Genomic DNA, 13,806 nt, shown 5'->3' on the forward strand with positions numbered 1-13,806 from the left:
CAATCTGCACCAGGTCAGCAAACATCACCCGATAATTAGTGGCAAAAGTCCTTGCTATCGTCAAGTGAAAATTTTCCAGCATTGTCGTTCTGCCCCGGCTCGATAATAACTCCGCAGCGCCGTGTGGCTATTTTTCACCGCGTAACAAGAATATATTTTCTTCAAAAAATGGGTTAACTCAGAGGGTGAATATCCACGCACTAAAAGAAAAATATCTGGTTTTTTATGCTTTATTTATTGCTTCTGAATACGAATTAAAAATTTAAATCCGCTGATTTCCCTCTAGCATAACGACTCAGGGTGAATGTTACGAGAGGGTTAACCGTGAGTGAATGCATAGTTTCAGGAACACAGTGGGGGGCACAAAACCCCATCCGCGAGGACGATCTTGCGGCAAGGATCGATGCCTTACCGGCTTCCGCCGGACTTTGGCGATTCATCGCCTTGCTGTCCCTTGGCGGTTTTTTTGAGCTTTATGATCTGTTTCAGACAGGCTACATCAGCGCCGGTCTCATTGCTGATGGCATCTTCCACACCGGCCAGCAGGGCGTGTTCGGTATGGCCGACCAGGCCGCGTTTGCGTCCGCAACCTTTCTGGGGCTTTTTATCGGTGCCAGCCTGCTCAGCCCCTATGCTGATCGCATTGGCCGACGCGCGACCTTTATGTATGCCCTGCTCTGGTACGGGCTGTTCTCCCTCGTCATGGCGTTTCAGCATCAGGCAGAATGGGTGATCTTTTTTCGTTTTATGGTAGGCATCGGCCTCGGCGTTGAACTGGTCACCATTGATACCTATCTGACAGAGTGGGTACCTGCTCACCTTCGCACCCGCGCCTTTGCTTTCGCCTTTTTCATTCAGTTTCTCTCGGTTCCTGCCGTCGCGCTGATGTCATGGTGGCTGGTGCCGCAGATGTGGTTTGGCCTGAGCGGATGGCGGTTCGTGGTGATCGCTGGCGCGCTGGCGTCCATCATTATCTGGCTGGTACGCAAGGGGCTGCCGGAATCTCCGCGCTGGCTGCTGCAGCAAAAGCGCTTTCTCGAGGTGAGAACCGTCATGCAGGAGATGGAGAAGCGCTGCGGCAGCGGCGAACAGGCGGATTTCCCTCTCCGCGCCGGGCAGCACAACGAACAGGGTTCACTCAAGGGCAGGTTTAAAGATATCTGGTCTCCGCGCTACCGTGGTCGGGTTGCGATGCTGGTGGTGATGAATATCTTTCAGGCGATTGGCTTTTTTGGCTTCGGAAACTGGCTGCCCGCCCTGCTGTCCGGCAGCGGGACATCCGTCACGCACAGTTTGTTATACGCCTTTTTCATCACGCTGGCCTATCCTCTCGGCGCGCTTATCTGCAGCCGCTATGCCGATCGAATGGAAAATAAATGGCAAATCGTGTTGTCCTGTCTGACCACGGTCATCTTTGGTTCGCTGTTTGCGTTTCAGAGCAACCCACTGCTGCTCATTGCCTGCGGCTTTTTTATTACCTGGTCCAATGCCTGGCTGACTTACAGCTACCACTCCTATCAGTCAGAGATTTTCCCCACCCGTATCCGGGCGCGAGCGGTCGGCTTTTGTTACTCCTTTAGCCGTTTATCCACCGTCTTCAGCAGTATAATTATCGGTCTGATACTGCAATATAGCGGCTCAACGGCGGTAATTGCCTTTATTGTGATCAGTATGCTGATTGTTATGCTCACCATTGGTATTTTTGGTCCCAACACGCGCGGTATCGACCTGGAAAATATTTAATCACGGTGACTAATAAAATGCCGTCTCACAACTTGTGAGCGGCATCCATGATTATTTTCGCTGCCCTGTAGATAATAACGTCGCCCCTAATAACATCGGGCGGGAGCATACCAGGAAAACACGGATGATATTTGCGCAAACAAGGAGAGAGCGATGTACAGACCCTTCACCATAGTTTTTTTTATTCTACTGACGCTGGCAGCACTGGCTGAGATTGGATATCTCACGTTCGGTTAGCCTTTCGCATGAAATAGCGCCGTCATGGCCTCCACCCTTTTACAGTTTTTTCCTAAAGCCGCTTCGCTTTGTCTGTGACATGCTGAATCACGCTCATAACCGATAACGTAAATGAGGATATTATGAAAAAAACAATTATCGCATTGTCTGCCATTCTGCTGGCTTCTCCAGTATTTGCTGCAACCACACATGCAACTGATGATACCGTCGCCGCGGCGAACGCTAACGCCAACGAAGCGAAGCAAAAACTGCACGAAGAGCAGAACAAAGGTGAAGAGCTGAAGCTGAAACAGAAACATGCTGCAGAAGGTAAAAGCGAAAGCTTTGGCAGCAAGGTCAGCGAAGACTCACAGAAAGTCTGGCACAAAACCAAAGAAGGCACCGAGAAGGGTTGGGACGCCACCAAAGAGGGTGCTGAGAAAGGCTGGAACAAAACCAAAGAAGGTGCCAGCGAGCTGGAAAAGAAAGTCACTGAGTAACCGTCACACAGATAAAAAGGCCGCCTGCGCGGCCTTTTTTATTGCTTCAAATAAAGTCAGGCGTATTTTACCCTTCACTATTCTATTAAATATCGCCTGCTAGCAGAAAATTTAACCCTGTAAAAGAATATTTTTAAAATGCGAATAAATATAATATATCTTACATCAAAAACATTACCCTATCTTAAACCGCAATTAAGCAACCATAAACAATCAATGCCAGAATACGATTAAAGTTATCACCTACCAATTATTTTCCCGCGGCGAAAACGCATAAAAAACCGACTCATCAAAAATGAACTAATCGCACACAATCAATGGTTTACAAATTTTAAATTATAAACAAAATCTATAAAGCAATGCCCTCTTCACATCCTTGCGCCATGTTTACTAAAGCTTAATTTGCATATCCAGACTTTTCTGACTATATCATTTTCATACCGTCCCGGATTAATTCCTCTATTAAATACAAGGTTATATAAAAGACAAAATCACATTGTTGATAGTTTTTCTCAAATAAATAGATTCGCTCTGATGTTGCCACTCTGCATTCTGGCGGGCATCGTTCGCGCTGAAAATAAATACGGTGAGCGCTGTTTTAAATAACAGTTACTCCGCCGGGGGCGCGCTTTACCCTTAACAGAGATGGCTCATCTTGCTCGCCGTTAACGATAACTCTGCTGGAGTACTCACTAAATGAGCCAAATCTCTGTTATATCGAAACTTACGGGTGTGGAAACCACCACGGAAGGCACTCAGGTTACGCTGAGCCATTCCTCTATCGTTGAGCTTAAGGTAGAGCGAGCCAATGTCGCTGACTTCGCCCGCAACGGTAACGATCTGGTGATCACGCTACACTCCGGCGAGGTGATTACCGTTAAAAATTTCTTCGTCACCGATGCGCAAGGGGCGAGCCAGCTGGTACTGCAGGACAGTGAGGGGGCGCTGTGGTGGATTCAGGACCCCGCCGGGGCGGCCACCTATGAATCTATTGCCTCCACTGACGTCCTGCTTGCCGCATCCGGAAGTGATGCAGGCGGCGCGGCCATCTGGCCCTGGGTACTGGGTGGCATTGTCGCTGCGGGTGGCATCGCGGCGGCGGCAAGCACCGGCGGTGGCGGCGGTGGGGATGACGATGATGACAACGGCAGCAACCCCGGCACGCCGACAAACCCTTCCGATCCGGATACCACTCCGCCGAATGCGCCGTCCGGCCTGCAGTTCTCGCCGGATGGTAAAACCGTCTCCGGTACCGCCGAACCGGGCAGTACCATCACGCTGAAAGACGCCGACGGCAACGTCATCGGCACCGGTAAAACCGGCAGCGACGGTAAATTCACCATCGACCTGGGGACGCCGCTGACTAACGGCGAACAAATTACCGCCACCGCGACGGATTCCTCCGGGAATACCAGCCCGGGCACGACCATAACCGCCCCGGACACCACCGCGCCGGATGCCCCGGACATCCTGCTGGTAAATGACGATGCCGGCGACAAAGCGGGACCGCTGGAAAACGGCCAGCGCACCGATGATGCCCGCCCGACCTTCAGCGGTATCGGCGAGCCAGGCAGCACCATCACTCTCTACGATAACGGCAAGCAGATTGGCACCACCACGGTGGATGCTAAAGGTAGCTGGAGCTTTACCCCCACCACCGATCTCGCCAACGGCAGCCACACCATTACCACAACCGCGACCGATGCGGCAGGCAATACCAGCCCGGCATCCGCTGCCGTCAGTTTTGTTGTCGATACGGTTGCGCCCGGCGCGCCCACCATTAGCAGCGCAACGGACGATATTGATCCCGGCAAAGGAACGGTAAGCAGCGGAGGCAGCACTAACGATCCGCGTCCTCAACTCTCGGGCACCGCCGAACCAGGCTCCACCGTAACCATCTATGACGGCTCTGTCGCTATTGGCACGGCGGTCACCGGCAGCAACGGCACGTGGACCTTCACGCCATCGGTCAATCTGGGTGAAAGCACCCACCAGTTCACCGTTCGGGCAACCGATGCCGCTGGCAACACCGGACCCGCCTCTCCGGTATTCACCCTCACCGTGGATCTCACCCCTCCGGCAACGCCCACGGCGATTGTACTGAGCGATGAGACCGGGGCCATTAAAGGCGCAATTACCGCAGGCCAGTTCACCGACTCCTCTGAACCACTGCTGGCGGGACGGGGAGAGCCTGGCGGCACAATCCAGGTCTATGACAATGGTGTGCTGATTGGGCAAACCACCGTGCTGCCAAACGGCACCTGGAGTCTCAGGCCAGACAACCCACTCGCGGAAGGCCCGCACTCGATCACCATTAAACAAACCGATGCGGCGGGCAACCAGAGCGCAGAATCGCAGCCAGTAAACTTTACCGTCGATACCACGCCACCGGCGCTGCCCGTTATTGCCATTAACCCGGTGGGAACCCAGGTTACCGGCACCGCCGAGCCAGGCAGCAAAATCGTCATCACCAACAGCAACGGCGACGTGATTGGCCGCGCCACCACTGACGGCAACGGTAACTTTGTTGCGACCCTTTCGCCTGCACAAACAAACGGCGAGCAGCTTTCGGTGGTAGCCACTGACGCGGCGGGCAACCAGAGTCCGGCGGCGTCCCTCACCGCACCGGACACAACACCCGATATCCTCTCTGTGGTGGATGATCAACCCGGCGTCACAGGCCCCATCAGCCAGAATGGGATCACCAATGACCGCACCCCTACCTTGAACGGCACGGCGGAGCCAGGCTCGACCATCACCATCCATAGCGGCGGCGACGTCCTCGGCACGGTCGTTGTTCCATCATCTGGCCAGTGGACCTTTACGCCATCCACCCCGCTGGCCGAAGGTGCCCATGTACTGACGGCGACATCAAGCAACGGTAACGTTTCAAACGCCTGGACCATTACTATTGACGGAACGGCGCCTGATGCGCCCGCCATCACCCAGCTTGTCGATAATGTCCCTGGAGGCACCGGCCCGGTGGGTGCCAACGACACCACCAATGACGCAACGCCGACGCTCAACGGTACCGGTGAACCCGGCTCAACGATCACCATCCGTCTGGATGGCGTCGATATTGGCACCGCGGTGGTCGGTAGCAGCGGCGCGTGGACCTTTACGCCCACCACGCCGGTTGGCGACGGCACGCATACCCTGACCGCGATCGCCACCGACGTCGCCGGTAACACCAGCCCGGTATCCGGTGGATTTACCTTTACCGTTGATACCACCCCACCGCCGGTCGCGACGCTGGCAACCGTCACCGACGACGCCGGAGACGTTAAAGGCCCGCTCAGCAGCGGCGATACCACGGATGACACCCAGCCGTTACTTCAGGGGAGCGCCCCGGATGGCACGGTCATCACCGTGTATGACGGCACCACGCTGCTCGGTACCGCAACGCTCGACGGCAGCGGCGGCTGGAGCTTTACCCCTACCACGCCGCTCACCGACGGCCCGCATTCGCTGACGATCCATGCCACAGATGCCGCCGGGAATACCTCGATTTCGGATCCGTTCGAGCTGGTGATTGATACCGTCGCACCGGCTACACCGGACACGCCAGCCATCACCGTAAACCCGGATGGCTCAGCACCCACGTCGCTGAACCCGGGGGAAACCACCCGTGATACCACGCCGACGCTGAGCGGTACCGGTAATCCGGGCGATACGGTGACGATTTACAACGGCACCGACAAAATCGGTGACGCCGTGGTGGACGGCGACGGCAACTGGAGCTGGACGCCATCCACCGACCTGCCCAACGGCACCTATGACATTACCCTGACCGTCACCAACAAGGACGGCGCGGGCAACGAAAGCGCCCCGTCCCAGCCGGTGACTATCACCATCGACACCGACGCGCCGGCCGCGCCCGCGGTCCCGGTCATTACCGACAGCGTCAGCCAGATAACCGGCCCGGTTGCCGATGGCGAAACCATCAACGATCCGCGTCCGGTACTGAGTGGCACCGGTACGCCAAACGATGTGATTACCATTTACGACAGCGTTGATGGCGGCACGCCAACCGCCGTGGGTACCGTCACGGTAGACGGCAACGGCAACTGGAGCTGGCGTCCTGAAAGCGCTATTGACGAGGGCAGCCACGAATTTACCGCTACCGCCACCGACGAGGCGGGTAACGTCTCTGACCCTTCTACGGGGATCACCATCACCGTCGATACCCTCGCACCGGATACCCCGGTGATTGGCGCCATCGCCGGTGAGCCGAATGGCGGTGTTACTACCGATACCACGCCAACCGTCGGTGGAACCGGTGTGACGGGTGAAACGGTAATCGTCTATAACAATGGCGTCGAGCTTGGACGCGTGGTTGTGGCTAACGGCGAATGGTCATTCACCCTGCCCACGCAGACGGATGGCCCGCTGAACATCACCGTTGCGGCAGTCGACGCTGCGGGTAACGTCAGCGCACTCAGCCCGGTCTTTACCGTCACCGTCGATACCACTGCACCTGAGATACCGCTGATCAACAGCGTTGAAGACAGCCAGCTCACCAACGGGACGCTCTATACCCGCGACGGTACGCCAACACTCAACGGCACCGGCGAGCCGGGTTCCACCGTGATTGTCAGCGTGGACGGTACGCCATCCACAGTCCAGGTCACCGTCCAGCCGGACGGGACCTGGAGCTGGACCGCCGACACCACACTGGCGGAAGGCCCACACAGCTTCACCGTCTCGTCGGTTGACCCGGCGGGTAACGCTTCAGGAAGCTCTGCGCCGCTTGCCGTCACGGTGGATACCGTGCTTCCGGCAGCGCCGGACAATATCAGCGTGGCCGCACAGGGGACGCCGCTGACCGGTACCGGCGAAGAGGGCACCACCATTATCGTTACAGACGCCAGCGGTAACGTGATCGGTACCGGGGTGGTTTCAGGCGGCAACTTCTCCGTGGCGCTCAGCCCGGCCCAGCAGGACGGCGCGGCGCTGACCATCACCGCCACGGATGCTGCAGGGAATCTCAGCCCTGAAGCCTCCTATACCGTCACCGGTACGCAGCCGGACCTCCCGGACGTGCCCGTCATTACGGTCATCAACGACGATACGGCCCCGGTTACGGGCGATGTGAAAGACAAAACCACCAACGACACGACGCCGACCCTTGTCGGGACAGCAGAGCCAGGCAGCATAATCACTGTCTATCAGGATGGCGTGCAGGTTCTGCTGCCAACCGTAACCGCCGATGCAAACGGCGACTGGAGCTATACGCCAGCTCTGCCGCTGGGTGAAGGAACGCACACCTTTGAGGTCACCGCCACGCTGAATGGCGAAACCAGCGGACGTTCGCCGGTGGCGACCGTCACTGTTGATCTCACCGCCCCTGACGCGCCTGCCATTGGCGCGGTTATTGATGATGTCGGCCCGGGCACCGGTCCACTCACGGACGGACAGACCACCAATGACAACCGCCCAACCCTGACCGGTAGCGGCACGGCGGGCGATACTATCTCCATTTACAGCAACGGCACCCTGCTGGGCACCACCGTGGTCGGCCAGACGGGTAACTGGAGCTTCACGCCATCCGCGCTGGCGGAGGGCAATAACGTCCTGACCATCCGTGAAACCGATCCGGCGGGCAACCAGAGTGCGCCATCGGCAGGCTTCACCATCGTGGTTGACACCAGCTCCACCACCCCGGTGATTGTTAACGTCACCGATGATGTCGGTAACACCGCCACGACCGTGGTCAGCGGCAATACCACCAACGACGCAACGCCTACCCTCTCCGGTACGGCGGAAGCGAACAGCGTGGTGACGATCTTTGATGGCAATACGCAGATTGGCATCGTCACGGCGGACGGTACCGGCGCGTGGAGCTTTACGCCTGAGACCGCCCTCGTTGAAGGGTCACACAGCTTCACCGTCAAGGCCACCGATCCGCAGGGTAACGTTAGCCTGTCGTCAAACGCCTGGAGCGTGGTGGTTGACCTGACGGCGCCAACGGTCCCCGTGCTGGAAACCGTCAGCGACAACGTGGCGGGCGGGATTGTCGGTAATCTCACCACCGGCCAGGTCACCAATGACACCACGCCAACGCTCAGCGGGACAGGCGCTGTCGGCAGTACCATCCACATCCTGAACAATGGCGTGGAGATCGGTACCGCACCGGTAGACAGCAACGGCAACTGGAGCTTTACCCCTAATCCGGCGCTGGGAGATGGCAGCTATAACATTCGCATCAACGCCAGCGATGCCGCCGGTAACGTCTCAGCCAACTCGCCGGTCTTCGTCTTCACGGTTGATACCGCAGGTCCTTCCGCGCCGGTGGTCACCAGCGTGATTGACGATGTCGGTCCGGTCACCGGGACGCTCACCAGCGGCAACAGCACCAACGACACAAAACCCACCTTCAACGGCACGGGCGAAGTCGGTTCCACGGTGCACATCATTGTTGATGGCAGCGAGATTGGCACCGCGGTCGTCAATGCTCAGGGGAACTGGACCTTCACCCCGGGTACCGCGCTCACCGAAGGGCCACATGCCATCACCTTCAACGCCACCGATACTGCAGGCAATACCGGCAGCACGTCGGCACCGATTAACCTGACGGTGGATACCTCCGCACCGACAGCGCCGTCCATTTTGACCGCGAGCGATAACGTGGGCAGCGTTCAGACACCGCTCTCCTCCGGGCAGAGCACGGACGACACCACCCCAACCCTTAGCGGCACAGCCGCGGCCAACGCGACCATCACTGTCTATCAGGACGGCCAGCAGGTCGGCACCGCCCAGGCTGACGGCAGCGGCGCGTGGAGCTTTACCCCGTCCACAGCGCTGGCGAATGGTAGCCACACCTGGTCCGTCACGGCCACCGATGCGGCGGGCAACGTCAGCCCCGCATCGCCTGACTTTACGCTGGTGGTGGATACCACTGCGCCTAACGCGCCGGTTATCAGCCAGGCGGTTGATGACGTGGGCACGATCACCGGCCCTGTCAGCTCCGGACAAAGCACCGACGACACCATTCCGCGTCTCGTCGGTACCAGCGAGCCGTTTGCCACGGTGAATATTTATGAAGGAACGACGCTGGTGGGCACCGGTACCGCGGATGCCAGCGGAAACTGGAGCATTCTGCTGACCACCACGCTGGCAACCGGTCCACATAGCTTTACGGCTCAGGCGACGGATGCGGCAGGTAACACCAGCGCGCCGTCAGCAACCTTCAACCTGACCATCGACACCACGCCGCCTGCGCAGCCGGTGCTGAGCAGCATTGTGGATGACGTCGGGAATGCCGCCACGCCTGTCGCCAATGGCGGATTGACCAACGACGCGCAGCCAACCCTCACCGGCACGGCGGAAGCGGGCGCGACGGTGAAAATCTTCGATAACGGCGTGCAGATTGGCAGCGTTGTCGCCACCGGCGGTAACTGGAGCTTTACGCCATCCCCGGCGCTCAGCGATGGTCAGCACAGCCTGACGTTTACCGCCACCGATGCGGCGGGCAACGCCAGCGCACCCACCAGCGGGTATGTGATCAACGTGGATGCCACCGCGCCAGCCGCGCCGGTCATCAGCGCGATTGTAGACGACGTTGGCAGCGTTACCGGGCCGGTGACGGGCAATAACCCGACCAACGACACCCGACCAGCGTTGAGCGGTACCGCCGAAGCCAATGCGACGGTGCGTATCTACGACGGTAGCACGCTGGTTGGCACGGTCACCGCCGATGCCAACGGCAACTGGACGCTGGCGCAGACCACCACCACGCTGACGGAAGGTTCGCACAGCTTCACCGCCACCGCCACCGATGCCGCGGGCAATACCAGCGCGCCATCGACCGTGACCACAATCCTGGTGGACCTGACGGCACCGGGCGCACCGACCAGCCTGCAGGTGATCGCTAACGGAACCCAGGTCACCGGTACCGCGGAAGCGGGCAGCACCGTCACCATCACCAGCGGTAACGGCACGGTGCTCGGTACCGCGACGGCAGACGGTAACGGCAACTTTAGCGCTACCCTCACCACGGCGCAGACCAACGGTGAAGCCCTGCTGGTCTACGCGACCGATAAGGCCGGTAACGCTGGCGTCAGCGCCTCGGTGGTTGCGCCATCAACCAATATTCCGAACGCACCGGTTATCGCCAACATTGACGATAACGTCGGTAGCGTTACCGGAGGGCTGACCAACGGTAAAACCACCGATGACACCACGCCAACCCTGAGCGGCACCGCACAGCCGAACGCCACCGTCACGCTGTATAACAACGGCGTGTCGATGGGTACGGTAGTGGCGGATGCCAGCGGTAACTGGAGTTTTACGACCCCGGCATTAAGCGAGGGCTCACACGCCTTTACCGCCACGGCAACCAACTCAGCCGGCACCAGCCCGATCTCGCTCTCGACAACCGTTATCGTCGACGTGACGGCGCCAAACGCGCCTGCCGGGACCTTTAACGCTGACGGCAGCGTATTGACCGGTACGGCGGAAGCGGGCAGCACCGTCACCATCCGCCTCGCGGACGGGTCAACGGTGAGCACCACCGCAGACAGCAATGGCGCCTACAGCTACACCTTCCTCAACAAGCAGACCGAAGGCCAGACGCTGCAGATCACGGCCACCGATGCGGCGGGTAACACCTCGCAGCCGGGCTCGGTCCTTGCGCCGGTGGTGCCGCTCTCTGCCAGCAATAACGTTGAAGAGCTGGATCTCAGTACCACCGCCACCGTCACCAACAGCCAGTACAGCGACTATGGCTTCCTGCTGGTGGGCGCCGTAGGCAACGTGCTGACCCTGCTGGGCAACGATACAGCCCAGGTTGAGTTCAACGTGGGCAGCGGCGGCAGTGCGGATATTGTGGTCAATGCCAACGCCACGGGGGCGGTGCTTTCGCTGCTCAACACCCTGGAGCTGGTGGTGCAGCGTTTCGATACCGTCAACAACACCTGGACCACCGTCGTGGATACCGGACAACCGCAGTTCGCCGACCTGCTGACCCTTGGGGCCACCGGCGTGTCGCTGAACCTGACCGGGCTCGCTGATGGCCAGTATCGCGTGCTGAGCTACAACACCAACCTGCTGGCAACCGGCTCGTACACCAGCCTGGATGTGGCGGTGAAAGAGACCAGCGCCGGGACCGTAACGGGCGACACCAGCCTGGACGGTAACGTGATCCTGGATACCGATCCTACCGCAGGCAGCGATAACGCCCCGGCAGGTACGACCGTCTCCGCCGTGACCAACGCGCTGGGGGTCACCACCAGCGTTAACGCCGACGGCACGGTGATTCAGGGGCAGTACGGTACGCTGACCATTAACCGCGACGGCAGCTACACCTACAACCTCACCGACACCAGTGCCGCGGTGATTGGCCGCACGGAGAGCTTCACCTACACCATTACCCATAACGGTGTCAGCGCGTCGGCGAACCTCGTGCTGTCGCTCGGTTCGGGCAGCGTGGCGAATGGCATTGTCGCCGTAGACGACGCGGCTTCCCTGACCTTCGACACCACCGTCCAGGCCATCGATAACGGCACATCGTCGCAAAGCGGCTTTACCCTGGTGGGGATCAATCTCGGCAACACGCTGGGGCTGAACCTGCTGGACGATATGACCAACCCGATCATCTACACCGTGGAGGAAGGTACAACCCGCACCATGACGATTCAGGCCTCCGTGGGGGGCGTAGCCCTGGCATCGGTGTTCGACCTGTACGTCTATAAGTTCAACAACGCGACCCAGACCTTCGAGCAGATGCGCGTTGAGCCGGGCTGGCTGCGTGCGCCGCTGCTGGGCGGCACCTCCTCGCAGCTGACGCTGAACCTGCCTGCCGGGGAGTATCTGTTCCTGCTCAATACGGCGGCAGGGATCACCGCGCTGACGGCCTACACCCTGAGCGTGCTGCAGGATCATGTCTACAGCGTCTCCAGCATCGGGGAGAGCACCACAGGGGATGTGCTGGCGAACGATCCGGTGCCGGATGGTACGGTGGTGACGGAAGTGAACGGTGTGGCGGTTAACAGCAGTGGAACAACCGACATTCAGGGAGAATACGGCACGCTGACCATTGATTCGTCCGGCCAGTACACCTACACCCTGAATAGCGGCGTGGGTGCGGACCATATCAGCACGCCGGACACCTTCGTCTATACCATTACGGCACCAAACGGCGCGAAAGATACGGGCTCGCTCAACATTACCCCAACCGCGCGGGCAATGGATGCGGTGAACGATGTCAGCACCGAGATGAGTGTCACGTCGGTACACCATACCTCGGCTTACTCTGACACCACCGTCGGCAGCGCCAGCTGGACCACCTCGTTGCTAGGTACCACCACGGGCAGCGGAAGCGGGACCTTTGTGGTGGATCCGAACACCGCCCTGCATAGCGCGTCGCTGCACTTTGACGTCGCGTCGCTGCTGGCGCTGGGCGGGCTGACGGTGAACTGGACGATCAGTGATGCCAACGGTGTTATCCGCACCGGCTCCTTCAGCGGCGGCTCGCTGCTGGGCGGCAGTATCGACGTGCCCCTGACCGGGCTGGATCTGAATGCCGGGACCTATACGCTGAGCTATACCGGCAGCGTACCGGGGCTGAGCGTGGGCAATATCACCATCACCCCGAGCGTGAACGGTACCACCTACTCGCTGACCCAGTTCGACTCCACCAGCGGCCATACCGTTGACGGCAATATCTTCGACGGTACGGATTCCGCCGGGGCGATGGATCAGCTGCAGTCGGTCGATACCCGCGTGACCATTACCGGCTTCGACGGCACCACCACCACGCTGGATCCTTACACCGGCAGCACGCTGGTCAACGTCACGGGTCATTACGGCACGCTGTCGATTGGCGCAGACGGCCACTACACCTACACCCTCAACAGCGGGGTGTCGCTCTCAACCATCACGTCGAAGGAGGTCTTCAACTACACCCTCACCGATGCCAACGGCAATACGGACACTGCCACGCTGACCATCAATATGGCGCCGCAGTTCGTCAGTTCTGAGCATAACGATGTCATTACCGGCACCGCGTACGGCGATACGCTGATTTATCAGGTGCTGAACAGCACCGCAGGCAACGCCACCGCGGGTAACGTCAGCAGTACCGCCGGCGATCACTGGACCAACTTCTCGCTGGCCCAGGGAGACAAAATTGACATCGGCGATCTGCTGGTGGGCTGGAACGGCAGTGCGTCAACGCTCGGTAATTACCTGCATGTGACGAACAGCAATGGCAGTACCGTGATCTCCATCGACCGTGACGGTACAGGAAGCACCTATACCAATACCACGCTCGTGACGCTTGATAACGTCCAGACCACCTACGACGAGTTAGTTAACCAGCAACACATCGTGACCTGATAGCACCTGT

3 protein-coding genes are annotated in these 13,806 nt (G+C 59.1%); all 3 read left to right on the forward strand.

What is annotated here, in order from left to right; all coding sequences use genetic code 11:
* Nucleotides 1–336: 336 nt before the first annotated feature.
* The 3 genes from ACMWKA_RS18355 to ACMWKA_RS18365 all read left to right on the forward strand — a co-directional run bounded on the left by ACMWKA_RS18355 (nt 337) and on the right by ACMWKA_RS18365 (nt 13,796).
* Nucleotides 337–1,743: an MFS transporter gene (locus ACMWKA_RS18355; RefSeq protein WP_262789289.1), complete on the forward strand. Its 1,407-nt coding sequence runs from the start codon at nt 337–339 to the stop codon at nt 1,741–1,743.
* A gap of 359 nt (nt 1,744–2,102) precedes the next feature.
* Nucleotides 2,103–2,459 carry a hypothetical protein gene (locus ACMWKA_RS18360; RefSeq protein ID WP_013098385.1) on the forward strand — a complete coding sequence of 119 codons (357 nt, stop codon included), beginning with the start codon at nt 2,103–2,105 and terminating at the stop codon, nt 2,457–2,459.
* A gap of 696 nt (nt 2,460–3,155) precedes the next feature.
* Nucleotides 3,156–13,796 (forward strand): BapA/Bap/LapF family large adhesin, encoded by a 10,641-nt coding sequence (locus ACMWKA_RS18365; RefSeq protein ID WP_414760484.1) that lies wholly within the window; start codon nt 3,156–3,158, stop codon nt 13,794–13,796.
* The last annotated feature ends 10 nt before the right edge of the window (nt 13,797–13,806 follow it).

The sequence above is a fragment of the Enterobacter sp. 03-F-07-AD-ECC genome, from assembly GCF_047530935.1.
GTDB classification, from domain to species: domain Bacteria; phylum Pseudomonadota; class Gammaproteobacteria; order Enterobacterales; family Enterobacteriaceae; genus Enterobacter; species Enterobacter cloacae.